The sequence below is a fragment of the Phycicoccus sp. 3266 genome (assembly GCF_031456495.1).
GTDB lineage: Bacteria > Actinomycetota > Actinomycetes > Actinomycetales > Dermatophilaceae > Pedococcus.
This window is the reverse complement of sequence record NZ_JAVDUW010000001.1, coordinates 759,132-782,358: the sequence shown is the minus strand read 5'-3', so window position 1 is coordinate 782,358 and position 23,227 is coordinate 759,132. Positions and strand designations below refer to the sequence as shown.

The window sequence follows — 23,227 nt, the reverse complement described above, 5'->3', positions numbered from 1 at the left end:
TCCTTACTGCGCGGGGTGCGGGGTCAGCGCGTGCACACGGAGAGGGTGGAGTTCGGGTCGATGCAGGGGTCGAAGGTGAAGATCACCAGCGTGCCCAGGACGACCGTGAAGAAGGTCGCCAGCACCAGCAGGCCCTTGAGGACCCAGCGCGTGTTCTCGCGCTCGGTGTAGTCGTTGATGATCGTCCGGACGCCGTTGAAGCCGTGCAGCATCGCCAGCCACAGCATGAGCATGTCCCAGACCTGCCAGAACGGGCTGGCCCACTTGCCGGCGACGAACGCGAAGTCGATCGCGTGGATGCCCTCGCCCAGCATGAGGTTGACGAACAGGTGCCCGAAGACGAGCACGAGCAGCAGGATGCCGCTGCCGCGCATGAAGACCCACGACCACAGCTCGAAGTTGCCGCGGCCGCGGCTCACCCGGCGGTAGGGGGACTGGCGGACCGGCTCGGTCGGCACAGGGGTGGTCTGGCTGGTGGCGCTCATTCTCTGCCCCTTCAGTGCGAGAAGACGTTGGTCAGGTGCCGGACCGCGAACGGTGCGAACAGCACGACGAAGCCGACGACGACGCCCCAGAACATCTGCCGCTGGTACTTCGGGCCCTTGCCCCAGAAGTCGACGGCGATGATCCGCAGGCCGTTGAGCGCGTGGAAGATGACCGCGGCCACGAGGCCCGCCTCTCCCAGCCCGACGACCGGGTTCTTGTAGGCCGACATGACCTCGTTGTAGGCGTCCGGCGAGACCCGGACGAGCGCCGTGTCGAGCACGTGCGCGAAGAGGAAGAGGAAGAGGAGTACGCCGCTGATGCGGTGGGCCACCCACGACCACATGCCCTCACGGCCGCGGTAGAGAGTCCCCGTGGTTGCCTGCGCCACTGCGCGTCCCTTTCGAGAAGGTGGAGACGGCGTCGCTCGTCCGACGAGGGCGGCGGTTGCCGTAGTTCGTCCGTCAGGTTATCTGGCCGCTCCGCGGACCCGCGCGCCGCCCGCCTGTGAGAAACAAGACAGGACTGGTTACCAGTGGGTATGCCGCGTGGTCGCGCGACGCCCGACCCCCAGTCTCCCGATTCACGCTCGTCTGCGCGCAGACCTCCGTCCCACTGCGCTCGGACCCGCTCTCTGCCCAGTGACACGCGGGTCTGTGCGCAGACCTCCGGGCCGCGGCTCAGGCGACCCGGCTCAGGCGACCCGGTGCCCCGCGGCGACGTGCTCGTAGTGGTCGACGAGCGCTCCGGTGACCGACGCCCAGCTGCGGCCGGCCACGCGCTCGAGCCCGCCCCGCCCCAGGGCCTCGCGCTTGGCGCGGTCGCCGACGAGGTGCCGGACGGCGTCGACGAGGGCCGACGGGTCGTCGGGGTCGAAGAGCAGGCCGGTGCGGCTGTGGTCGACGAGGTCGAGCGGGCCGCCGCGGGCAGGGGCGGTGACGGGCAGCCCGGTCGCCGCCGCCTCCTGCAGAGTCTGGCCGAACGTCTCCCTCGTGCCGGTGTGGACGAAGACGTCGAGCGCTGCGTACGCCCGGGCCAGGTCGTCGCCGTCGCGCCGGCCGAGGAGCGCCGGGGCCGGTGCGCCCGCGGACTCCGCGGTGCGGGTGAGGGCGGCTCCGATGCGCTGGTGGTCGGGGCCGTCCCCGACGAGCACGAGCCGGGTGCCGGGCAGCGTCGCCACCGGGAGGAGCCGGTCCAGCTCCTTCTCGGGGGCCAGCCGCCCGACGTACCCCACGACGACCTCGCCCTGCGGCGACAGGCGCCGGCGCAGCGCGCGGGTGCCGGCGTCGAGGCGCCAGTGGGGGGAGAACTGGCGGGTGTCGACACCACGCCCCCACAGCGCCGTCCGCGCGACCCCGTGGGTGTCGAGGTCGGCCAAGGCGGCGGTCGACGGTGCGAGGGTGAGGTCGGCCATGCCGTGCAGCCGCCGCAGCCAGCGCCACGCCGCGCGCGACGCACCGGCGCCCACCGCGGCGGGGGCGTGCTGCTTGAGGTAGGACGGCAGGTCGGTCTGGTAGACGGCCACGCTCGGCAGCCCGAGGCGGGACGTGGTGGCGAGCGCGCTGGCGCCGAGCACGAACGGCGAGGCGACGTGGACGACGTCGGGGCCGAACCCGCGCAGCACGTCCTCGATCTCGCGTGACGGCATCCCGAGGGGGAAGCCCCGCACGGGCACCGAGGCGACCCCGTGCACCGGGCACCCGGCATACGACTCGGGGGCCGGTCGTGGCGCCACGAGCAGGACGTCGTGACCCGCGGCGACGAGGCACTCGGTGACCCGGCACACGCTGGTCGTGACGCCGTTGAACGTCGGGAGGAAGGACTCGGTGACGATGGCGACCCGCACGTCCCCCACGGTCCTTCGCCGGGGTGTGGTGACGGCGACACCGAGGGGGGTGTCGGGTGAGCGGCAGGTGACGGGAGGGTGCGGTCGGCTAGCGTTCCGGCCATGTCGACCGAGCACTTCTGGGCCGTGATCCCGGCCGGGGGAGCGGGCACCCGCCTGTGGCCGCTGTCGCGCGCCGCCGCCCCGAAGTTCCTGCACGACCTCACCGGCAGCGGTCGCACGCTGCTCCAGGCGACCTGGGACCGCCTCCTCCCGCTGACCGGCGACCGGGTGCTCGTGGTCACGGGCGCCGCGCATGTCGACGCCGTCCGCGACCAGCTCCCCGACCTGCCCGGCGACCAGCTGCTCGCCGAGCCGGCCCCGCGCGACTCGATGGCCGCGATCGGCTGGGCGGCCGCGCTGCTCGAGGCCCGTGACCCCGAGGCGGTGCTGGGCTCGTTCGCGGCCGACCACGTGATCCGTGACGAGGACGCGTTCCGGGCGTGCGTGACGGCTGCCGTCGAGGCCGCGGCCGACGACCTCGTCGTGACGATCGGCATCGAGCCGACCCACCCGGCGACCGGGTTCGGCTACATCGAGCTGGGTGAGCAGCTGGGGGACGGCCCGGCGCACGCGGTCGCGCAGTTCGTCGAGAAGCCGGACCGCGAGCGCGCGGAGCAGTACCTCGCCACCGGCCGGTTCCGGTGGAACGCCGGCATGTTCGTCGTCAAGGCCCGCGTCCTGCTCGACCTGCTGGCGCAGTGGCACCCCGAGCTGGCCGCGGGACTGCGGGCCCTCGCGGCCGACCCGTCCCGGCTCGACGACGCGTGGCCCGGGCTGGAGAAGATCGCCATCGACCACGCGGTCGCCGAGCCCGCGGCCGCCGCCGGCCGGGTCGCGGTCGTGCCCGGCGGCTTCGGCTGGGACGACGTGGGCGACTTCGCCTCCCTGGGTGCGCTGCTCCCCGACGCCGCCGGTATGCCGGGGGTGCAGGTCCTCGGCTCCGCCGACACGGTGCGGGTGGCCGACGCCACGGGAGTGGTCGTGCCGGGGACCGGCCGCGTGGTGGCGCTCGTCGGGCTCGACGACGTCGTGGTGGTCGACACCCCGGACGCCGTCCTCGTGGTGGCCAGGGACCGCGCGCAGGAGGTCAAGGCCGTGGTCGACGCGCTGCGGGCGCAGGGGCGCACCGACCTGCTCTGAGCCGCCCGGCCGGGCTCAGGTGACGAGGTCGCGGCGGCGGAACCCGGCATACCCGAGCGCCCCCGCGGCGAGCGCCACGAGCAGCAGGCCCGTGAGGCCGACCGGGTTGGCGTCGCCGCCCGGCAGGCTGCCCAGGTGGTCGAACGGCGAGAGCCCCATCGCCCACCCGGGCAGGTCCACCAGCGGCCCGAGCTCGCCGATGAGGACGAACGCCGCGAGCAGCCCCCAGGCGGCAGCCGTCCACCGCGGCACGGTCCCGAAGAGCAGCACCGTCAGCGCCACGCACACGAGCACGGCCGGGGCGGTCGCCAGCGCGGCGGGCAGCACCTCGGCGACGCCGACGTCGCTGACCGCGCCACCGGAGAGGCCGGCGGACAGCCCCATGACGACGAGCAGCCACAGCGACCCCAGCACCGCCACGAGCACGTGGCTGGACAGCCACCGGTACCGGCCCACGTGGGTGGCGAGCGTGACCTCGGCGCGGCCCCCGCTCTCCTCCGACCGCAGCCGCAGGGCCGTGGTGATGCCGTATGCCGCGGCGCCGACGGCGAGGAACCTCACCTCGGTGCCGAAGAAGACCTCGAGCAGGGACCCCTGGCCGCCGCTCATCTTGCGGAACATCTCCTCGATGCCGGGGCTGCTGGCGATCTCGTCGACGGACCGGGCGATGCTGCCGACGACGAGGCCGAGGACGGCGTACCCGATGGTCCAGCCGAGCAGGGCCCCGCGCTGCAGCCGCCAGGCCAGGCCGAGCGGGGAGCCGAGGGAGGCCGACGCGCGCGACGCCCCGGACCGAGCGGCCCACAGGCCGGACCCGAGGTCGCGCCGCTGCAGCAGGACGTCGGCGACGACGAGCAGCCCGGCCAGCGCGGCCAGGGCCGGGAGCACGAGCCAGAGCCGGTTGTCTCCGAACGGGCTGACCCGCTCGGCCCAGCCGAGGAAGGAGGCGTACGCCAGGTCCTGGCCGTCGGTGGACGTGTCGGCCACCGCCCGGACGACGAAGGCCAGCAGCAGGATCGTCAGCGCGAGCCCGCCGGCCCCCCGTGCGGTCGTGGTCAGCTGGCAGGCGACGGCCGTGATGCCGACCATGACGAGCCCGGCCACGACCTCGACCACGCCGAGGGCCAGCGACCCGGTCGGGTCGACGCCGGTCGCCACGAGGCTGAGGGCGGAGAAGCCGCCAGTGGCGAGGACCGTCGCCGTGGCGAGCAGGACTGCCGCGGCCAGCGGCGCGCGGCGCCCGACCACGCCACCGGCCACGAGCTCGAAGCGGCCTTCCTCCTCCTCGGTGCGGGTGTGCCGCCGCACGAGCGCGAACGCGAGGAAGGCCGTGAAGACGCTGCCGAGCATGATCGTCTTGAGCACGCCGACGGCAGGTGCGGTGAGCGAGGGGAGCGGGCCGTAGAGCGCGGTGATGGAGGGGTTGTCCGCCATGACCTTCGCGCCGGCGGCCGCCTCGGCGTCGGTGGGGTAGAGGTCGAGGGTGGCCACCATCGAGGAGTAGGCCGTCACCACGAGCGCGAGCACGCTGGCGGTCACCACCCACCGGTCGCGCCGCCACGCCAGGCGCAGCAACGGCCAGGTCCCGGCGAAGGTGCTCACGCCCGGACCTCCTCGCCCCTGTCCGCGGCGGACAGGTCGTCGCGGTACTGCGAGAGGAACAGCTCCTCGAGGGTCGGCGGCTGGCAGGTGAGGGCGTCGATGCGGTAGCCGCCGAGGCGGCCGACCACGTCGCCCACGGCGCTGGACTCGACCGACATCACCAGCCGGTCGCGGTCGAGGCGCACCACGTCCACGCCCGGCCACGCCCGGACCTGCGCCAGGTCGGGCACGGTGCCCAGGGTCGCGGTGACGCTGGTCCGGGTGAGGTGCCGCAGGTCGGCGAGGGTGCCGGAGTCGACGATGCGGCCGGCCCGCACGATGCTCACCCGGTCGGCGGTGGCCTCCACCTCGGACAGGATGTGGCTGGAGAGCAGGACCGTCCGGCCCTCGGTCCTGGCCCGGGCGACCTGCGCCTCGAAGACCTTCTCCATGAGCGGGTCGAGGCCGGAGGTCGGCTCGTCGAGCACCAGCAGCGGGACGTCGCTGGCCAGCGCGGCCACGAGGGCGACCTTCTGCCGGTTGCCCTTGGAGTAGGAGCGGCCCTTCTTCGTCGGGTCGAGCTCGAAGAGGGTGAGCAGCTCGTCGCGGCGCGCCCGGTCGACGCCGCCACGCAGCCGGCCGAGCAGGTCGATGACCTCGCCGCCGGTGAGGTTGGGCCACAGGACGACGTCGCCGGGGACGTAGGCGAGCCGGCGGTGCAGCTCGGTGGCGTCCCGCCACGGGTCGCGGCCGAGGAGGGTGACCGACCCGCCGTCGGCGCGCAGCAGCCCGAGCAGGATCCGGATCGTCGTGGACTTCCCCGCGCCGTTGGGGCCGAGGAAGCCGTGGACCTCGCCGCGGCGGACCGTGAGGTCGAGGCCGTCGAGGGCGACCGTGGAGCCGAACGTCTTGCGCAGGCCGGTGGCCTCGAGCACTGCATCCATGCGGCCGAGTGTACACAGTATTCAGAAGATACTGAATGATCTAAAGTTGCTTCCATGACCACCCGCGCCGCCCGCCAGCCCGACGCCGGCACCAGGCCCGGCGAGCGCCGACCCGACGAGTGCCGACCCGACGCCGCCAGGTTCGTCGAGCGGTTCGGCTCGGCCCTCACCGAGGCCGGGATGCAGCGACTGCCGTCGCGGGTCTTCGCCGCGCTGCTGGCCGACGAGGACGGGCGGATGACGGCGGCCGAGATCGGCGAGGCGCTGTCCGTGAGCGCGGCCTCGGTGTCGGGTGCGGTGCGGCACCTGCAGCAGATGCGGATGATCCACCGCGAGCGCGAGCCGGGCACCCGGCGCGACGTCTACGTCGTGGCCGACGACGCCTGGCACGACGTCATGCTCAACACGCCCCGGATCTACGAGCCGCTCACCGCCGCCCTGCGCGAGGGCGTGGAGGAGGTCGGCGGTCGCGGGTCCGGCGCGGGGGACCGGCTCGCGCTCAGCGTCCACTTCCTCGAGTTCGTCACCGAGGAGATGCAGCAGCTCTCCGCCCGGTGGGACCGCCGACGGGCCGAGCTGGGCTACTGACCCGACGGGTGTGTCGCGGCCACACGCCCCCCGCGGGTGAGGTTGGCCACGAGCCATGAGCAGGCGGCATACCGGCTCACTATCGTGTCCGGCATGGCCGCCGACGTCCCCGACGCACGTTCCGAGTCCGACCTGCCGATCAAGGCGGTGTACGGGCCGGAGGACCTGTCCGGCTTCGACGCGGCGGCCCAGCTGGGGGAGCCGGGCGCGTTCCCGTACACCCGCGGCGTCTACCCGAACATGTACACGGGGCGGCCGTGGACGATGCGGCAGTATGCCGGGTTCGGCACCGCCAAGGAGTCCAACGAGCGGTACCACGAGCTCGTCGCGAACGGCACCGGCGGCCTGTCCGTCGCCTTCGACCTGCCCACCCAGATGGGCTACGACTCCGACGAGGCCATCGCCCACGGCGAGGTCGGCAAGGTCGGCGTCGCGATCGACTCGGTCGACGACATGCGCACGCTCTTCGGCGGCCTGCCGCTCGGCGAGCTGTCGACCTCGATGACGATCAACGCGCCAGCCTCGACCCTGCTGCTGATGTACCAGCTGGTGGCGGAGGAGATGGGCGCCGACCCGACGCGGCTGGCCGGCACGATCCAGAACGACGTGCTCAAGGAGTACATCGCGCGCGGCACCTACATCTACCCGCCGAAGGCGTCGCTGCGGCTGATCAGCGACATCTTCGCCTACTGCGCCAAGGAGCTCCCGCGCTGGAACACGATCTCCATCAGCGGCTACCACATGGCCGAGGCGGGGGCGACGCCCGCGCAGGAGATCGCGTTCACCCTCGCCAACGCCAAGGAGTACGTGCGGGCAGCGATCGCCGCCGGGCTCGACGTCGACGAGTTCGCTCCGCGGCTGTCCTTCTTCTTCGTGGCGCGCACGACGCTGCTCGAGGAGGTCGCGAAGTTCCGGGCGGCCCGCCGCATCTGGGCCAGGGTGATGCGCGACGAGTTCGGGGCGAAGAACCCCAAGAGCCAGATGCTGCGCTTCCACACGCAGACCGCGGGCGTGCAGCTCACCGCCCAGCAGCCCGAGGTCAACCTCGTCCGCGTCGCGCTCCAGGGCCTGGGTGCGGTGCTTGGCGGCACGCAGTCGCTGCACACCAACTCCTTCGACGAGGCGATCGCGCTCCCGACCCAGAAGGCCGCCCGCCTCGCGCTGCGCACCCAGCAGGTCATCGCCTACGAGACCGACGTGACCAAGACGGTCGACCCGTTCGCCGGCTCCTACGTCGTGGAGTCGATGACCGACGACGTCGAGGCCGCCGCGCTCGAGCTCATGCAGGCCGTCGAGGACCGGGGCGGCGCGGTCGCCGCGATCGAGCAGGGCTTCCAGAAGTCCGAGATCGAGCGCTCCGCGTACCGGATCGCCCTCGAGATCGACCACCGCGAGCGCACCGTCGTCGGCGTCAACCGGTTCACCCTCGACGAGGAGGAGCCGTACGAGCCGCTGCGGGTCGACCCGCAGATCGAGGTCGACCAGCGCGAGCGCCTCGCCGCCCTGCGCGCCGACCGCGACAACGCCGCCGTGGAGGCCGCGCTCGAGGCCGTCCGCGAGGCGGCCCGCGGCACCGACAACGTGCTCTACCCGATGAAGGAGGCGCTGCGGCTGCGCGCCACCGGTGGCGAGATCAGCCACGCGCTGCGCGACGTCTGGGGCCTGTACGTCCCGCGCGAGACCTTCTGACCCCCGGCTGGCCGCCGGGTGACGGGCGGGCCGGCCGCCGGGTGACGGGCGGGCCAGCCGCCGGGTGGCCGCCGCCCGACCTGCGGTCGCCACCCGTGGGGGCGCGGGTACAGTGCGCCCTGATGACCACGAACGCCCTGCTGGACGCGGTCTGCGCCAGCGTCGAGACCCTCGCCCCCCACCTGCTCGAGGTCCAGCGCGACGTCCACGCGCACCCCGAGCTGTCCCGGGGGGAGCTGCGCACCACCGCCCTCGTCGAGCGGCGGCTGCGCGAGGCGGGCATCGCCGTCACCACGCTGCCGGTCTCGGGCCTGGTCGCCGACCTCGGCGCCGAGCAGCCGGCATACCGGGTCGCGCTGCGGGCCGACCTCGACGCCCTGCCGGTCAGCGAGCGCACCGGGCTCACCTGGTCCTCCACCACCGAGGGCATCTGCCACGCCTGCGGCCACGACGTCCACGTCGCGGCAGTTCTCGGCGCGGGACTCGCCCTCAAGGAGCACGAGGACGGCCTGCGCGAACGGGGGATCGGCGTCCGGCTGCTGTTCCAGCCCGCCGAGGAGGTCATCCCCGGCGGGGCGGTCGACCTCATCGCCGCCGGCGCCCTCGACGGGGTCGACGCCGTCTTCGCGGTGCACTGCGACCCGACGATCGACGCCGGCAGCGTCGGCCTGCGCGAGGGCCCGATCACGGCCGCGGCCGACCGCGTGACCGTGCACCTCAACGGCCGGGGCGGCCACACCTCGCGCCCGCACCTCACCGAGGACCTCACCTTCGCCCTCGCCAAGGTCGTCACCGAGCTGCCCGCCGTCCTGTCGCGGCGACTCGACCCCCGCACCGCCTTCGCCCTCGTCTGGGGCGAGGTCCACGCAGGTCAGGCGGCCAACGTCATCCCGCCGAGCGGCACCGCCGCCGGCACCCTGCGGATGCTCGACGCCACGGCGTGGACCACGATCGGCCCCCTGCTGTCCGAGGCGGTCCAGCACGTCGTCGCCCCGTATGCCGTGACGGCGGTTCTCGAGCACGTCCAGGGCGTGCCGCCCGTGGTCAACGACGTCGCGGCGATCGACGTGCTGCGCCAGGCCACCGAGGGCAGTGGCATGACCGTGGTCGGTACGCCGCAGTCGCTGGGCGGGGAGGACTTCGCGTGGTACCTGCGCCGGGTGCCCGGTGCCATGGCCCGGCTCGGCACGCGCACGCCCGGCGGCCGCACCTACGACCTGCACCAGGGGGACCTCGTCGTGGACGAGACGTCCGTGGCCCACGGCGCCCGGCTGCTCGCCGGCGCTGTCGTGGCCGGGGTGGTCAAGAGTTCGGCCGAGCGCACCGTCGCGGATCGGTAACGGTTTCCGGGAATTGCAAGTTCTACGGCCAAAGGCGGTCGGAGGGCCGAGTTCTTGCGGCTATCCTGCCGCCCTAGTGGCGCACCATGGCGCCTCGTGCAGACCAAAGAACAGGAGACAGCCTTGCGTCACACGATGAAGGTTGCAGCGGTCGTGTCAGTGGCAGCACTGGCGCTGGCCGCGTGCGGTGACTCGGGCAACGGCTCGGGCGGTACCAGCTCGAGCAGCGGGGGCGCCAGCAGCTCGAGCTCGAGCGGCAAGAAGCTCAAGGTCGGCATGGCCTACGACGTGGGTGGTCGCGGTGACCAGTCGTTCAACGACGCTGCCGCAGCCGGCCTGGACAAGGCCAAGTCGGAGCTGGGTGTCGACACCAAGGAGGCCGCGGCCGTCAACGGTGAGAACGAGGCCGCCCGCGAGGAGCGCCTGCAGCAGCTCGTCGACGCCGGCTACACGCACGTGGTCGCCGTCGGCTTCGCGTACGCCGCCTCGGTCGGCAAGGCCGCCAAGGACAACCCCGAGGTCCACTTCGCCATCGTCGACGACGCCTCGGCCGACTCCAAGGGCCCGAACGTCGACCAGATCACCTTCGCCGAGAACGAGGGCTCGTTCCTCGTCGGTGCGGCGGCCGCGCTGAAGACCAAGACGAACCACATCGGCTTCGTCGGCGGCGTGAACGTCCCGCTGATCAAGAAGTTCGAGGCGGGCTACATCGCCGGCGCCAAGGCGGTCAAGCCGGACATCAAGATCGACTCCCAGTACCTCACCCAGCCGCCGGACTTCAGCGGCTTCGGTGACCCGGCCAAGGGCAAGACCGCGGCCGAGGGCATGTTCCAGAAGGGCGCGGACATCGTGTACCACGCCGCTGGTGGCTCCGGTGGCGGCGTCTTCACGGCGGCCAAGGCTGCCGGCCCGAACCACTGGGCGATCGGTGTCGACTCCGACCAGGCGCTCACCGCCCCGGCCGCGGTCCGCGACATCATCCTGACCTCGATGATCAAGAAGGTCGACGTCGCCGTGTACGACTTCATCAAGTCGGCCTCGGAGGGCAAGGAGCTCACGGGCAACAACGTCTACGACCTCAAGGCCGGCGGTGTGGACTACTCCACGACCGGCGACCACCTGTCCGACATCAAGGCCAAGCTCGACGCCTACAAGGCGGACATCATCTCCGGCAAGATCAAGGTCCCCACGACCCCCTGATCACCGGCTGAGGGTTGGTTACACGGCCCGGGCGGCGCGGTAGCGTCTGACCCGGGCCGTGTGCTTCCCCGAACCGAGCCCCTCCGCTCGCCGCGACGGCGGGCCCCAGCGCCACACTGCTCGCGACGCCGCGGGCCCGGACCAGGAGCGTGACCCATCACCGCCTCCCCACCCCTGCAGCGGACCGCAGCGCAGACGTCTCCCGCGGGCGTGCCCGCCGTCGAGCTCGAGGGCATCACGAAGCGGTTCCCCGGCGTCGTCGCCAACAGGGACATCACCTTCGCCGTCCAGCGCGGCACGGTCCACGCGATCGTCGGCGAGAACGGTGCCGGCAAGTCGACGCTGATGAAGATCCTCTACGGCGTGCAGCGCCCCGACGAGGGCACGATCAAGGTCGACGGCACGGTCGTCGACCTGCACTCGCCGTCCGACGCGATCGCCGCCGGCATCGGCATGGTGTTCCAGCACTTCATGCTGGCCGACAACCTCACCGTGCTGGAGAACGTCGTCCTCGGCGCCGAGAAGCTGCACGGCATCGGTGACGGCGCCCGCCGCGAGATCGCCCGCATCTCCCAGGCGTACAAGCTCGACGTCGACCCCGACGCCCTCGTCGCCGACCTCGGTGTCGGCTCGCGGCAGCGCATCGAGATCCTCAAGGTCCTCTACCGCGGCGCCAAGACCCTCATCCTCGACGAGCCCACCGCCGTCCTCGTGCCGCAGGAGGTCGACGAGCTCTTCGACCAGCTCGCCGAGCTCAAGGACGAGGGCCTGACCGTCCTGTTCATCTCGCACAAGCTCGACGAGGTGCTGCGGGTCGCCGACTCGATCACGGTCATCCGTCGCGGCACGACGATCGACACGGTCGACCCGTCCTCGGTCAACGCCCGCCAGCTCGCCGAGCTGATGGTCGGCTCCGAGCTGCCGTCGCCGACGACCGAGGAGTCGACCGTCACGGACCGTGTGCTGCTGCGCGTGGAGGACCTCGTCCTCGGCGACGGCACCGGCCGCCCGGTCCTCGACGACATCTCGCTGACCATCCACGCCGGCGAGGTCCTCGGCATCGCCGGGGTCGAGGGCAACGGCCAGGCCGAGCTGGTCGAGGTCATCATGGGCATGCGCGAGCCCACGTCCGGCAAGGTCTTCCTCGGCGACACCGACATCTCCGAGTGGGGAGTGCGCGAGATCCGCGAGGCCGGCGTCGGCTACATCCCCGAGGACCGCCACCGCCACGGCCTGCTGCTCGAGGCGCCGCTGTGGGAGAACCGCGTCCTCGGCCACCAGACCGAGGAGCCCAACGTCAAGGGCGCCCTCATCGACGCGGCCTCCGCCAAGGCCGACACCGAGCGCATCGTCAAGGAGTACGACGTGCGCACGCCGTCGATCTTCGTGACCGCCGGCTCGCTGTCGGGCGGCAACCAGCAGAAGCTGATCATCGGCCGCGAGATGAGCCACCACCCGAAGGTGCTCATCGCCGCCCACCCGACCCGCGGCGTCGACGTCGGCGCCCAGGCGAGCATCTGGGACCACATCCGGGCGGCGCGACGCGAGGGCCTGGCGGTGCTGCTCATCTCCGCCGACCTCGAGGAGCTCATCGGGCTCTCGGACACCATCCGCGTCATCCTGCGCGGCAGGCTCTCCGGCGACTTCGACCCCGACCACGTGACCGCAGAGGACCTCGGTGCCGCGATGACCGGCGCCGGCGAGAAGGAGCAGACCGCATGAACCGGCTCAACCCCCGCCGGGTCCTGCTGGGCCTCGCGGCACCGGTGCTGGCGCTCGTCGTGGCCTTCGTCATCACCTCGCTCATCCTCGCGCTGTTCGGCGACCCGGTCGGCGACGTCTGGAAGACGATCCTGCACGTGCCGAAGCCGCGGCAGACGGTCCAGATCGTCAACGCCGCCACCGTCTACTACCTGTCGGCCATCGCCGTGGCGGTCGGCTTCCGGATGAACCTGTTCAACATCGGCGTCGACGGCCAGTACCGCGTCGCCGTCTTCGCGGCCGCGGTCTTCGCCGGCCAGGCCTGGCTGCCCGGCTGGCTCAACATCCTCGCGGCCATCGTCGTCGCGATGGTGGCCGGCGGTCTCTGGGCCAGCATCGCGGCATACCTCAAGGTGAAGCGCGGCGTCTCCGAGGTGATCTCCACGATCATGCTCAACGCCATCGCCACCGGCGTCGTCAGCTGGCTGCTGCTCAAGGTCGCCGACCGGCAGGAGGGGAGCAACGCGGTCAACACCAAGACCATCCCCGACTCCTCCCAGCTGCAGGGCCTGAAGCTCATCCCCGGCGCGACCAACCGGGTCTACACGCTGATCGTGCTGGCGATCCTCGTCGGCCTGGCGTACTGGTTCGTGCTCGGCAAGACGCGGTTCGGCTTCGACCTGCGCGCCACAGGCAGGTCCGAGACCGCCGCGGTCGCCAGCGGGGTCAAGGTCCCGCGCATGGTGATGACGGCGATGATCGCGTCGGGCGCGCTGGCCGGGCTCATCGGCATGCCGCTGCTGTTCGGGCAGGACCACAACTACGGCACGACGTTCCAGTCCGGGCTCGGGTTCGCCGGCATCGCGATCGCCCTGCTGGGCCGCAACAACGCCGTCGGCATCGCGTTCGCCTCGGTGCTGTGGGCGTTCCTCGACATCCAGTCCAACGCCCTGCAGATCACTGCGGGCGTGGCCCAGGAGATCGTCTTCATCATCCAGGGCGTCATCCTCTTCGCGGTCGTCATCGCCTACGAGCTGATCCGCCGCACCGACAAGCGCCTCGAGCAGCAGCGCGTCGCCCGGGAGCTGAGTTCGCAGGGCAAGGTCCCCGCGACGGAAGGAGCCCCGGCATGAGCGCCGCAGGACTCGAGGTCGGCGCCAAGCCGGTGACCGACCGCGCGCCGAAGCGGCGCCGTTACGGCCTGCGCGAGTACGCCCTGATCGCGGTCGGCGTCCTCGCCGTCATCGCCGTGCTGCGCGTGGTCACCGGCGCCGACGACATCGCGTCGTCGGGTGCGCTGGCCGCCGCCATCGGCCTCGCCGTGCCGATCGGCCTCGCCGGCCTCGGCGGCCTGTGGTCCGAGCGCGCGGGCGTCGTCAACATCGGCCTCGAGGGCATGATGATCCTCGGCACGTGGGGGGCCGGGTTCTTCGGCTACCACATGGGTCCGTGGATGGGCGTCGTCGGCGCGATCCTCATGGGCGCGCTCGGCGGCCTGATCCACGCCGTCGCCACCGTGACCTTCGGCGTCGACCACATCGTCTCCGGTGTCGCCATCAACATCGTCGGCCTCGGTGTCGCGAAGTACCTCGCAGCCCGGTTCTTCAGCGGGCTGCCCGGCGGTGGCCCGACCCAGTCGCCGCCGATCAAGGACCTGCCGGCCTTCACCCTGCCCGGGGTCTCCGACGGGCTCGGGACGGTCGAGCGCAAGAACTGGTTCTTCGTCAGCGACGTCGCCGCCGTGCTGCGGGCCCTGTGCACCAACCTGTCGATCCTGACGATCATCGCGGTGCTGCTGTTCGTCGGGACCTGGTGGGTGCTGTGGCGCACGCCGTTCGGGCTGCGGCTGCGGTCCGTCGGCGAGTCGCCCGTGGCCGCGGAGTCGCTCGGCGTGCACGTGCTCCGGTACAAGTTCCTCGCGGTGCTGGTCTCCGGTGGCCTCGCCGGCCTCGGTGGCGGGTTCCTCGCCCTCGTCGCCGCGAACATCTACCGCGACGGCCAGACCGGCGGCCGCGGCTACATCGGCCTCGCGGCGATGATCTTCGGCAACTGGCGACCCGGTGGACTGCTCAGCGGCGCGGCCCTGTTCGGCTACACCGATGCGGTGCAGCTGCGTGGTGGCGCGACCGTGCACGCGTTCCTGCTGCTGTTCGCCGTCATCCTCGTGGCCGTCGGCGTGTGGCAGATCGTGCGCAACCGCCGCCTCGTGCAGGGCATCCTGGCGCTCGTCGTCGGCGTGCTCGTCGCCTGGTGGTACTTCGCCGCCGACGCCGTGCCGGCCGAGCTGACCGGCACGACGCCGTACGTCACGACGCTGCTGGTCCTCGCGTTCGCCTCGCAGCGGCTGCGGATGCCGGCCGCCGACGGCCAGATCTACCGCAAGGGCGAGGGGGCCTAGTGCCCATGCCCGAGCACGCGCCTGCCCCGGTCCACGGCAGCCCGCACGGTGCCGAGCACATCGACTGGGAGGTCCTGCGCGAGCAGGCCGTCGCGATCATGCGCAAGGCGTACGCGCCGTACTCCGGCTTCCCGGTCGGTGTCGCGGGGATCGTCGACGACGGCCGCGTCGTCGTGGGCTGCAACGTCGAGAACGCGGCATACGGCGTCGGCCTGTGCGCCGAGTGCGGCATGGTCTCCTCGCTGCACGCCAGCGGCGGTGGCCGGCTCGTCGCGGTGTCGTGCGTCGGGGGCGACGGGCAGCCGCTCATGCCGTGCGGTCGGTGCCGCCAGCTGCTGTGGGAGAACGGTGGGCCCGAGTGCCTGCTGCTCACCCCCGAGGGCGTGCTGCCGATGCGCGAGGTGCTGCCGCAGGCGTTCGGCCCCGACAACCTGACCGCCGCGGCCGCCCGGGAGACCCACCCCGCCTGACCCGCGCCGCCCGGCCTCCGGCCCAGCCACCACGGTGCCGTTCGTGACGTCGGGGCCACGAACGGTCGTGAAATGGCCCCCCGGGTCGACCGTTCGTGGCCTCGCGGTCGCGAACGTCTTCGCGTGCGCCGGGCGAGACAGGGCTCCGAGGCGTACCAGGCCTGTGGACGACGGCTGGACCCTCTGGTTTCCGGGACAGGCTCGGACCATGGAGGGGAGCAGCCTGCCGCTGGTGTTCAGCCGGTCCGAGGCCGTAGCCGCAGGTGTCAGCGTGGGCCGGTTGCGTGGCCCGGCATACCGCCAGATCTTCCACGACGTGCACTCGCGTGCGTCGGATTCCCGAGACCTGAGAGTGCGGGCCGTTGCGGCGCTGCGGGTGGCGCCTGAGGGGGCGCTCGTGGCTCGTCGGACAGCGGCAGAGCTGCTCGGCGGGGTGGTCCCGCGGAGCCGGGAGATCGAGGTCGCGCTGCCCTCGGGGCGCATGCGGGTGCGCGGGGTGCGCGCTCGGCGGCGCGTGTCAACGTCGACTGCTCGGATCGGTGGGGTGCCGGTGACCACGGCGGAGGACACGTTCGTCGACCTGGCGGGTGAGCTGGGGCTGGTGGACCTCGTGGTGCTGGGGGACTCGCTCGTCGCGCGGCGTCGCACCACTCCCGAGGCGCTCGTGGCGGCCGCCGCTGCCGTGCGGGGACGGCGTGGGGCGCTGGCTCGGCGGGCAGCCGGCCTCGTCCGCGCTGGTGTCGACTCGCCGATGGAGTCACGCCTGCGCCTGCTGCTCGTGCTGGCCGGTCTGCCGGAGCCGGTGGTCAACCACATCGAGTACGACGAGTGGGGCCGGTGGGTGCGCCGGTACGACCTGTCGTACCCCGATCTCCGGCTGGCGGTCGAGTACGACGGGCGCCAGCACGCGGAGTCGCAGCGCCAGTGGGAGCGGGACGTCGAGCGCCGCGAGGAGCTGGACGTCGAGGGCTGGCGGATCGTCGTGGTCCTCGCGAAGGGGATCTACCGCGAGCCCGAGCGCACCCTGGCCCGAGTGACCGCGGCGCTCGCCGCCCGGGGATGCCCGGCACGGGTCACGTCGGACGAGTGGCGCCTGCACTTCCCGAGCGCCTGAGCGGTGCCCTGCCTGGTGGCCGCGTATGCCGTTCGCGGCACCTGTGCCGCGAACGGTCGCCGATGTCGTGGTGAGAGTGCCGTTCGTGGCCGTGGCGCCTTGAACGGCGGCCCGAGGGTCGTGGTGGGGGCCGCAGCCGGTCTGACACGATGAGCCCATGAGTGAGTCCTTCGACGCCGTCGACGTCATCATCACCAAGCGCGGCAAGCGGGAGCTGTCCGACGCGCAGATCGACTGGGTGATCGACGCCTACACCCGCGGGGTCGTCGCGGACGAGCAGATGTCGAGCCTGGCCATGGCGATCCTGCTCAACGGCATGAACCGGCGCGAGATCTCGCGCTGGACGGCGGCGATGATCGCGTCCGGCGAGCGGATGGACTTCTCCTCGCTCTCGCGGCCCACCGCCGACAAGCACTCGACCGGCGGCGTCGGCGACAAGATCACCCTGCCGCTGGCCCCGCTCGTGGCGGCGTGCGGCGTGGCGGTGCCGCAGCTGTCGGGCCGCGGTCTCGGCCACACCGGCGGCACCCTCGACAAGCTCGAGTCGGTCCCCGGGTGGCGCGCCGCGCTCAGCAACGACGAGATGATGCGCCAGCTCGAGGACGTCGGCGCGGTCATCTGCGCCGCCGGCGCCGGGCTGGCCCCGGCCGACAAGAAGCTCTACGCGCTGCGCGACGTGACCGGCACGGTCGAGGCGATCCCGCTCATCGCCTCCTCGATCATGAGCAAGAAGATCGCCGAGGGCACGGGCGCGCTCGTCCTCGACGTCAAGGTCGGCAGCGGCGCCTTCATGAAGACGGTCGAGGACGCGCGCGAGCTCGCCCGGACCATGGTCGACCTCGGCACCGACGCAGGCGTCAACACCGTCGCTCTCCTCACGAACATGCAGGTGCCGCTCGGCCTCACCGCGGGCAACGCCCTCGAGGTCCGCGAGTCCGTCGAGGTCCTCGCCGGAGGTGGACCCGAGGACGTCGTCGAGCTCACCCTGGCGCTGGCCCGCGAGATGCTGGCTGCGGCGGGTCGCGACGACGTGGACCCGGCCGACGCGCTGGCGGACGGTCGCGCCATGGACGCCTGGAAGGCGATGATCCGCGCGCAGGGCGGCGACCCGGACGCCGAGCTGCCCGTCGCGAAGGAGACGCACGAGGTGCTCGCGCCGGCCGACGGTGTCCTCACCGAGCTCGACGCCCTCAAGGTGGGTGTTGCGGCCTGGCGCCTCGGCGCCGGCCGGGCCCGCAAGGAGGACCCGGTGCAGGCCGGAGCCGGCGTCGAGATGCACGCCAAGCCCGGCGCCGTCGTCCGCGGCGGCGAGAAGCTGCTGACGCTGCACACCGACACCCCGGAACGGTTCGAGCGCGCCCTGGAGGCGCTCGATGGCGCCTTCACGATCGCACCCGAGGGCTCGCGCCCCGACCTGCTGCCGCTCGTCATCGAGCGGATCGCCTGACCTCCTCCGCCGCGTCATCCGCGAAGCCGGCGACGCGGGCGACGACGTCCGGGTGCCACATGACCCGGTGGTGACCGAGGCGATCGGTGACCAGCAGCCGGGCGCCGTGCCACGCGGTGACCAGCTCGACCGCGCCCGCGAGCGGCGCCTCCCGGTCGTGGCGGTCGTGCACCACGAGCAGCCGGGGGAGCGAGCGCTGGCGTGAGGCGAGGTCGACGAGGTCCAGGGCCTGCATGGGCAGGCCCACGCGGCGCTCGGCGCGCTCGCGCATGACCCGCTCCGACCGCGGGCCGACGCCCAGCGACGTCGCCACCAGGCGCTGGATCGGCTCGACCGAGACCGGTGGCGCGAGCAGCGCCAGCGCCTCGACGTCGAGGCCCGCGTCGATGGCCAGCAGCGACGCCATCGCCCCGGCGGAGTGCGCGACGACGACGGCAGGACGACCGAAGTCGGCGGCGACCGCTGCCAGGGCCTCGCCCATCTCGACGAACGTGGTCGACCGGCCGCCGAAGCGACCGGCGTCCGACCCGCCGTGGCTGGGCGCGTCGAACGCCACGACGCACATCCCGCCGTCGACCAGCGGCTGGATGTGCGCGGACAGCTGCTGCCACCAGCCGCCCCAGCCGTGGACGAGGTATGCCGTGGGCAGCCCCCAGTCGCCGTAGACCCGTCCGCGGACGACGCCGCCGGCCCAGGTCGTCTCGAACGGCTCGCCGCCCGGCGGGGTCCGTCGCTCGCGCTCGGCCGCGGACGGGGGTGCGGGAAGGCGGAACCAGAGCCGCTCGGCGAGCCAGCCACCGACCGCGGGCGTGCGCTCGAGCTGGCCGAACGCCAGCCGCACCAGCGGGAAGATGGCCGGCGGCCCGGTCCGCCGTGCGCGTCGCAGCGGGGCGGCGGGCGGCGTGGCCGCGACAGGTGGCGGTGGCGACCCGACGGGCGGCGGGACCGGCGGCGACGTGGGGTCCGGCAGCGACGCGGCGGCCCCTGGGACCGGCGACGGCGCGGCCGCGAGTCCGGCGGCGGCACCCGGCATACGGAAACGATCGATCGTGCTTTTTTCTGCCGACATGGCAGCTCCTCGGGGAGGTGACCCGCAGGTCAGGCGCGGATGTGGTCGATCAGGCGGTCGAAGGCCGCCCGGGCGCGCTCGGCGGCTGCGTCGTCGCGCAGCAGCCGGGCGGAGAAGTTGTAGCCGAGGACGATCGCCAGCATGTCCTGGGCGAACGCTCCGGCATCGGTGTCCTCGGTGAACTGGCCCTCGGCGACGCCGCCGCGGACGATCGTCTCGATCGTGTCGAGGAGGTCGCGCTCGGTGGTGACGACCTTGTCCCGGACGGGCGTGTCCGGTTCGTCGTCGAACTCGCTTGCGACGGAGACGAAGATGCAGCCGCCGGGGAGGGCGTAGTCGCTGTACCCGCCCCAGCCGAGCCAGCGCTCGAACAGCATGCGCAGGCGGGGCTCGCCACGCGGCTCGCGCAGCGCGGGCCGGATGACGAGGCGCGCGAAGTGGTCCGCGGCGAACTCGAGGACCGCGGTCTGCAGCCCCTCCTTGGAGCCGAAGTGCGAGAACAGCCCGCTCTTGGACATGCCCATCGCGTCGGCGAGGCTGCCGATGGTGATGCCGCGCAGGCCGACCCGGCTGGACTGGGCCAGCGCCTCGGCCAGCACCGCCTCGCGGGTCTCCTCGCCCTTGCTCACCGACCCATAAAAGCACGACCGTTCGGATCCGGCAAGAGGGCGGAGCGCACGGACTAGGGTGGGCCCGTGCCAGAGCTGATCGCGTCCCCCACCACCATCCCCGTCCCCGGCGGCAAGGTCATCGACGAACACGTGGGCCGGGTGAACACCGGCTCCGAGGGCGTCTCGATCGCCCACATGAAGGCCCCGGCGGACTGGACCGAGCCGTTCCAGGCGCCGGCCTTCGACGAGTACACCCTCGTCCTGGCCGGTGCGGTGCTCGTCGACCACGACGGCGGCCGGCTGCGGGTCGAGGCCGGGCAGAGCGTCCTGACCCGGGCGGGCGAGCGGATCCGCTACTCCACGGGCGCTGAGGGCGCGGAGTACGTCGCGGTCTGCCTGCCGGCGTTCTCGCCCGAGACGGTCAACCGCGAGGAGGAGGGCGCGTGATCTTCGGACGCAAGGACGGCAAGGACGGTCAGGACGGTCAGGGCGCCGAGGGCGGGACCGCCGCGCTGACGACCGAGGAGCTGATCGCCCGAGCGCCCAAGGCGCTGCTGCACGACCACCTCGACGGCGGCCTGCGCCCGCAGACGATCCTCGAGATCGCCGACGAGGTCGGCTACACCGGCCTGCCGGCGGGCGACGCCGAGGCACTCGGCGACTGGTTCCGCGAGAGCGCGGACTCCGGGTCGCTGGTGCGCTACCTCGAGACGTTCGACCACACCCTGGCCGTGATGCAGACCGCCGACGGCCTGCGCCGCGTCGCGCGCGAGTGCGTCGTCGACCTGGCCGCCGACGGTGTCGTGTACGCCGAGAGCCGGTACGCGCCCGAGCAGCACCTCACGCAGGGCCTGGAGCTCGAGGACGTCGTCGAGGCGGTCAACGCCGGCTTCCGCGAGGGCGAGGAGGAGGCGGCGAAGGCAGGCAACCCCATCCGCGTCACCGCGCTGCTCACCGCCATGCGGCACGCCGCCAAGAGCACCGAGATCGCCGAGCTCGCCGTCCGCTACCGGGACCGCGGGGTCGCCGGGTTCGACATCGCCGGTGCGGAGGCAGGCTTCCCTCCCACCCGGCACCTCGACGCGTTCGAGTACCTCCGCCGCGAGAACGCCCACTTCACCATCCACGCCGGTGAGGCGTTCGGCCTGCCGAGCATCTGGGAGGCGATCCAGTGGTGCGGCGCCGACCGGCTCGGGCACGGCGTCCGCATCGTCGACGACCTCGTCGTGAAGGGCCGTCCCTTCGGCGACGACGTCGCGGCGGCGATCGCCGCGGACCCGGCCGACGTGCACCTCGGCCGGCTCGCGGCATACGTCAGGGACATGCGCATCCCGCTCGAGATGTGCCCGAGCAGCAACGTCCAGACGGGTGCAGCGGAATCCATTGCGCTGCACCCGATCTCGCTCCTCAAGCGACTGCGGTTCCGGGTCACGGTCAACACCGACAACCGGCTCATGAGCGGCACGTCGATGAGCCGCGAGATGGGGCTGCTGGTGCAGGAGGCCGGCTGGTCGCTGGAGGACCTGCGCTGGGTCACGATCAACGCGATGAAGTCGGCGTTCATCCCGTTCGACGAGCGGCTCGCCATCATCGACGACGTCGTGAAGCCGGGTTACGCCGAGCTGCTCGCCTGAGTCGGCGCGCCGCCGGAGGCAGCTCCGGGCGTCGGCGGCTGGGGGTGGACGCCGCCCACGGGGTCGGGCGGGAGGAGCCGCTCGCGCAGCCGCGCCTCGCGGGCCAGCCGGTCGGCGTCGCGGGTGCGGCGCTCGGCGAGCATCGCCATGAGGACGTACTCGGCGTGGTGGCCGGGCGGGGGCGCCGGCGCGACGTACGGGCGCGCCTCCTCGAGCAGGCGCGTGCCGAGCTGCTCGCGCACGGGCGGTGCGAAGGTGTGCGCCCGCGCGAGGAACTGGCGGACGGCGACGGCCAGCTGGTCCGGCAGCGGCGCGAGGTCCGCGGTGGCCGCCCAGCCGGCGAGCTGCTGCGGCATGGGCGTCGGTGGCGTCAGCTTGATCCGCTGGCGGTCGCGCACGACGTAGGTGCCGGCCAGCAGGTCCCCGAGCCGCTTGCCCCGGGACGACACGGCCGCACTCACGAGCGCGGGGACGCCGCTGCACCCGTACACCTCGACGACGCCGAGCATCGCCCGGGTGAGGGCCTGGCGGAAGCCGATCGGGCCCGCGTCGTCGCGCACGGTCCGCAGCCCCAGCGCCAGGTGACCGAGCGTCTTGCCGCGGGTGAGGGTCTCGAACGTCGTGGGCAGGGCGACGAGCGCAGCGATGGTCGCGAGGGTGGTCATGGCGAGGGCGATCGCCGTGTCCACGCCGCCGAAGACCGCGTCGGCGCCGATCTGCAGCGCGATGAGGACGAGCATCCCGACGACGTAGTCGATGAGGCCCGAGACGATGCGCAGGCCGATGCCCGCGCTCGGCAGGTCCAGGGCGACGGCCTCACCCGTCACCAGGTCGTCCGCACCGACCCCCACGGTGCTGCTGCTCATGTCGGCCACTGTAACGGCGGCCGGCGGTTAGGGTGGCCGATGTGGACCTGGACGCCTTCGTGGCCGCCCACCGGGGGGAATGGGAACGGCTCGACGAGCTGACCAGGCAGCGACGGCTGACCGGGGCGGACGCCGACGAGATCCTCGACCGCTACCAGCGCGTGGCGACGCACCTGTCGATGATCCGCTCGACCGCGCCCGACGCCTCGCTCGTCGGCTACCTGTCGATGCTGCTGGCCCGGGCCCGCTCGCGGTCGGCCGGCACGCGGGCGCTGTCGTGGTCGGACGCCGGGCGCTTCGCCGCCGTGTCGTTCCCCGCCGCGCTGTACCGCATGCGCTGGTGGTGGCTCACCGTCCTCGTGGTGAACGTCGTCCTCGCGTTCGTCATCGGCTGGTGGCTGCTCGACCACCCCCGCGTGGAGAGCTCGTTCGCGACCCCGCAGGAGATCGACCAGCTCGTCAACAACGACTTCGCCAGCTACTACAGCGAGTACGCCGCGACGTCGTTCGCGCTGCACGTGTGGACCAACAACTTCTGGCTCGCCGCGCTGTGCGTGGCCCTCGGCGTCTTCTGCCTGCCCGTCGTCTTCCTGCTCGTCACGAACGTGCTCAACGTCGCGGTCGTCGGCTCGATCATGGTGCGCCACGGCCGGGGCGACCTGTTCTTCGGCCTGATCCTGCCGCACGGGATGCTCGAGCTCACCTGCGTCTTCGTGGCGGCCGGGGTGGGGCTGCGGCTGTTCTGGGCGTGGGTGTCGCCGGGTCCTCGCTCGCGCGTGCGGGCGCTGGCGGAGGAGGGGCGTGCGGCCCTTGGCGTCTCGCTCGGGCTCGTCGTCCTGCTGCTCGTGTCGGGGCTGATCGAGGCGTTCGTGACACCGTCCGGCCTTCCCACCTGGGCCCGGATCGGCGTCGGCCTCCTCGCCGAGGGCGCCTTCCTGACGTACGTCTTCACCCTCGGCCGGTGGGCCCACCACCGCGGCGAGACCGGCGACCTCGCCGAGTCGGAGCGCGGCTTCGACGTACCCGTCGCCGGCTGACGCCGCGCCGGCTCGACCCGGGGCCGG

Annotated in this window: 22 protein-coding genes; 14 read left to right on the top strand and 8 right to left on the bottom strand. The window is 72.8% G+C overall.

What is annotated here, in order from left to right; all coding sequences use genetic code 11:
- Positions 1–23: 23 nt before the first annotated feature.
- The 3 genes from J2X64_RS03750 to J2X64_RS03740 all read right to left on the bottom strand — a co-directional run bounded on the left by J2X64_RS03750 (position 24) and on the right by J2X64_RS03740 (position 2,329).
- Complete coding sequence (locus tag J2X64_RS03750) at positions 24–485, bottom strand: succinate dehydrogenase hydrophobic membrane anchor subunit (RefSeq protein ID WP_310149809.1); 462 nt, start codon at positions 483–485, stop codon at positions 24–26.
- 11 nt (positions 486–496) lie between these two features.
- Positions 497–874, bottom strand: coding sequence for a succinate dehydrogenase, cytochrome b556 subunit (gene sdhC, locus J2X64_RS03745; RefSeq protein WP_310149807.1), 378 nt, complete (start codon positions 872–874; stop codon positions 497–499).
- A 303-nt stretch (positions 875–1,177) separates the two neighbouring features.
- Positions 1,178–2,329: a glycosyltransferase family 1 protein gene (locus J2X64_RS03740; protein ID WP_310149804.1), complete on the bottom strand. Its 1,152-nt coding sequence runs from the start codon at positions 2,327–2,329 to the stop codon at positions 1,178–1,180.
- A gap of 102 nt (positions 2,330–2,431) precedes the next feature.
- On the opposite strand from J2X64_RS03740, the gene J2X64_RS03735 reads away from it, so the two are divergent.
- The gene (locus J2X64_RS03735) at positions 2,432–3,511 is read left to right on the top strand and encodes a mannose-1-phosphate guanylyltransferase (RefSeq protein ID WP_310149802.1); all 1,080 of its coding nucleotides are present in this window, start codon (positions 2,432–2,434) and stop codon (positions 3,509–3,511) included.
- Between the two features lie 15 nt (positions 3,512–3,526).
- On the opposite strand, the gene J2X64_RS03730 is transcribed toward J2X64_RS03735, so the two are convergent.
- Together J2X64_RS03730 and J2X64_RS03725 are read right to left on the bottom strand one after the other, a co-directional pair.
- Positions 3,527–5,113 (bottom strand): polyketide antibiotic transporter, encoded by a 1,587-nt coding sequence (locus J2X64_RS03730; protein ID WP_310149799.1) that lies wholly within the window; start codon positions 5,111–5,113, stop codon positions 3,527–3,529.
- Positions 5,110–6,036: an ABC transporter ATP-binding protein gene (locus J2X64_RS03725; RefSeq protein WP_310149796.1), complete on the bottom strand. Its 927-nt coding sequence runs from the start codon at positions 6,034–6,036 to the stop codon at positions 5,110–5,112. The genes J2X64_RS03730 and J2X64_RS03725 overlap by 4 nt, the downstream gene beginning before the upstream one ends.
- A 54-nt stretch (positions 6,037–6,090) precedes the next feature.
- Here J2X64_RS03725 and J2X64_RS03720 point away from each other — a divergent pair, with 54 nt between their 5' ends.
- From J2X64_RS03720 to J2X64_RS03675, 10 genes are all read left to right on the top strand, one after another.
- Positions 6,091–6,624: a MarR family transcriptional regulator gene (locus J2X64_RS03720; protein ID WP_310149793.1), complete on the top strand. Its 534-nt coding sequence runs from the start codon at positions 6,091–6,093 to the stop codon at positions 6,622–6,624.
- 93 nt (positions 6,625–6,717) lie between these two features.
- Entirely contained in the window at positions 6,718–8,313 is a 1,596-nt protein-coding gene (locus J2X64_RS03715) for a methylmalonyl-CoA mutase family protein (protein ID WP_310149789.1), read from the top strand.
- A 122-nt stretch (positions 8,314–8,435) separates the two neighbouring features.
- Positions 8,436–9,653 (top strand): amidohydrolase, encoded by a 1,218-nt coding sequence (locus J2X64_RS03710; protein WP_310149786.1) that lies wholly within the window; start codon positions 8,436–8,438, stop codon positions 9,651–9,653.
- 135 nt (positions 9,654–9,788) lie between these two features.
- The gene (locus J2X64_RS03705) at positions 9,789–10,853 is read left to right on the top strand and encodes a BMP family ABC transporter substrate-binding protein (protein ID WP_310149783.1); all 1,065 of its coding nucleotides are present in this window, start codon (positions 9,789–9,791) and stop codon (positions 10,851–10,853) included.
- A 210-nt stretch (positions 10,854–11,063) separates the two neighbouring features.
- Entirely contained in the window at positions 11,064–12,575 is a 1,512-nt protein-coding gene (locus tag J2X64_RS03700; RefSeq protein ID WP_310149780.1) for an ABC transporter ATP-binding protein, read from the top strand.
- The gene (locus J2X64_RS03695; RefSeq protein ID WP_310149777.1) at positions 12,572–13,687 is read left to right on the top strand and encodes an ABC transporter permease; all 1,116 of its coding nucleotides are present in this window, start codon (positions 12,572–12,574) and stop codon (positions 13,685–13,687) included. Before J2X64_RS03700 ends, J2X64_RS03695 begins: the two co-directional genes overlap by 4 nt.
- The gene (locus tag J2X64_RS03690) at positions 13,684–14,952 is read left to right on the top strand and encodes an ABC transporter permease (protein WP_310149775.1); all 1,269 of its coding nucleotides are present in this window, start codon (positions 13,684–13,686) and stop codon (positions 14,950–14,952) included. Before J2X64_RS03695 ends, J2X64_RS03690 begins: the two co-directional genes overlap by 4 nt.
- Positions 14,953–14,957: 5 nt before the next feature.
- Entirely contained in the window at positions 14,958–15,422 is a 465-nt protein-coding gene (locus J2X64_RS03685) for a cytidine deaminase (protein ID WP_310149772.1), read from the top strand.
- Positions 15,423–15,630: 208 nt separating this feature from the next.
- Positions 15,631–16,536, top strand: a complete 906-nt coding sequence (locus tag J2X64_RS03680) for a DUF559 domain-containing protein (RefSeq protein ID WP_310149769.1) — start codon at positions 15,631–15,633, stop codon at positions 16,534–16,536.
- A 157-nt stretch (positions 16,537–16,693) separates the two neighbouring features.
- Positions 16,694–17,983, top strand: a complete 1,290-nt coding sequence (locus J2X64_RS03675; RefSeq protein ID WP_310149766.1) for a thymidine phosphorylase — start codon at positions 16,694–16,696, stop codon at positions 17,981–17,983.
- Here the strand turns inward: J2X64_RS03675 and J2X64_RS03670 are convergent.
- Both J2X64_RS03670 and J2X64_RS03665 read right to left on the bottom strand, forming a co-directional pair.
- Positions 17,964–19,016: an alpha/beta fold hydrolase gene (locus J2X64_RS03670; protein WP_310149762.1), complete on the bottom strand. Its 1,053-nt coding sequence runs from the start codon at positions 19,014–19,016 to the stop codon at positions 17,964–17,966. The genes J2X64_RS03675 and J2X64_RS03670 overlap by 20 nt on opposite strands.
- A 65-nt stretch (positions 19,017–19,081) precedes the next feature.
- Positions 19,082–19,681, bottom strand: a complete 600-nt coding sequence (locus tag J2X64_RS03665; protein WP_310149759.1) for a TetR/AcrR family transcriptional regulator — start codon at positions 19,679–19,681, stop codon at positions 19,082–19,084.
- A 66-nt stretch (positions 19,682–19,747) separates the two neighbouring features.
- Between J2X64_RS03665 and J2X64_RS03660 the strand changes: the two genes are divergently transcribed.
- Together J2X64_RS03660 and J2X64_RS03655 are read left to right on the top strand one after the other, a co-directional pair.
- Positions 19,748–20,110, top strand: coding sequence for a cupin (locus tag J2X64_RS03660; RefSeq protein ID WP_310149757.1), 363 nt, complete (start codon positions 19,748–19,750; stop codon positions 20,108–20,110).
- Between the two features lie 65 nt (positions 20,111–20,175).
- Entirely contained in the window at positions 20,176–21,297 is a 1,122-nt protein-coding gene (locus tag J2X64_RS03655) for an adenosine deaminase (protein WP_310153104.1), read from the top strand.
- On the opposite strand, the gene J2X64_RS03650 is transcribed toward J2X64_RS03655, so the two are convergent.
- On the bottom strand, positions 21,276–22,163 hold the full coding sequence (locus J2X64_RS03650) for an RDD family protein (RefSeq protein ID WP_310149755.1): 888 nt from the start codon (positions 22,161–22,163) through the stop codon (positions 21,276–21,278). The genes J2X64_RS03655 and J2X64_RS03650 overlap by 22 nt on opposite strands.
- Before the next feature lie 41 nt (positions 22,164–22,204).
- On the opposite strand from J2X64_RS03650, the gene J2X64_RS03645 reads away from it, so the two are divergent.
- On the top strand, positions 22,205–23,200 hold the full coding sequence (locus J2X64_RS03645; RefSeq protein WP_310149752.1) for a stage II sporulation protein M: 996 nt from the start codon (positions 22,205–22,207) through the stop codon (positions 23,198–23,200).
- The last annotated feature ends 27 nt before the right edge of the window (positions 23,201–23,227 follow it).

What these genes read in the sequence shown, in the direction of transcription:
- J2X64_RS03710 (WP_310149786.1), top strand. Translation starts at nt 8,436, where the DNA reads ATGACCACGAACGCCCTGCTGGACGCGGTCTGCGCCAGCGTCGAGACC.
- J2X64_RS03675 (WP_310149766.1), top strand. Translation starts at nt 16,694, where the DNA reads ATGAGTGAGTCCTTCGACGCCGTCGACGTCATCATCACCAAGCGCGGC.
- J2X64_RS03720 (WP_310149793.1), top strand. Translation starts at nt 6,091, where the DNA reads ATGACCACCCGCGCCGCCCGCCAGCCCGACGCCGGCACCAGGCCCGGC.
- J2X64_RS03715 (WP_310149789.1), top strand. Translation starts at nt 6,718, where the DNA reads ATGGCCGCCGACGTCCCCGACGCACGTTCCGAGTCCGACCTGCCGATC.
- J2X64_RS03670 (WP_310149762.1), bottom strand. Translation starts at nt 19,016, where the DNA reads ATGCCGGGTGCCGCCGCCGGACTCGCGGCCGCGCCGTCGCCGGTCCCA.
- J2X64_RS03725 (WP_310149796.1), bottom strand. Translation starts at nt 6,036, where the DNA reads ATGGATGCAGTGCTCGAGGCCACCGGCCTGCGCAAGACGTTCGGCTCC.
- J2X64_RS03690 (WP_310149775.1), top strand. Translation starts at nt 13,684, where the DNA reads ATGAGCGCCGCAGGACTCGAGGTCGGCGCCAAGCCGGTGACCGACCGC.
- J2X64_RS03695 (WP_310149777.1), top strand. Translation starts at nt 12,572, where the DNA reads ATGAACCGGCTCAACCCCCGCCGGGTCCTGCTGGGCCTCGCGGCACCG.
- J2X64_RS03685 (WP_310149772.1), top strand. Translation starts at nt 14,958, where the DNA reads ATGCCCGAGCACGCGCCTGCCCCGGTCCACGGCAGCCCGCACGGTGCC.
- J2X64_RS03750 (WP_310149809.1), bottom strand. Translation starts at nt 485, where the DNA reads ATGAGCGCCACCAGCCAGACCACCCCTGTGCCGACCGAGCCGGTCCGC.
- J2X64_RS03680 (WP_310149769.1), top strand. Translation starts at nt 15,631, where the DNA reads ATGGAGGGGAGCAGCCTGCCGCTGGTGTTCAGCCGGTCCGAGGCCGTA.
- J2X64_RS03705 (WP_310149783.1), top strand. Translation starts at nt 9,789, where the DNA reads ATGAAGGTTGCAGCGGTCGTGTCAGTGGCAGCACTGGCGCTGGCCGCG.
- J2X64_RS03735 (WP_310149802.1), top strand. Translation starts at nt 2,432, where the DNA reads ATGTCGACCGAGCACTTCTGGGCCGTGATCCCGGCCGGGGGAGCGGGC.
- J2X64_RS03650 (WP_310149755.1), bottom strand. Translation starts at nt 22,163, where the DNA reads ATGAGCAGCAGCACCGTGGGGGTCGGTGCGGACGACCTGGTGACGGGT.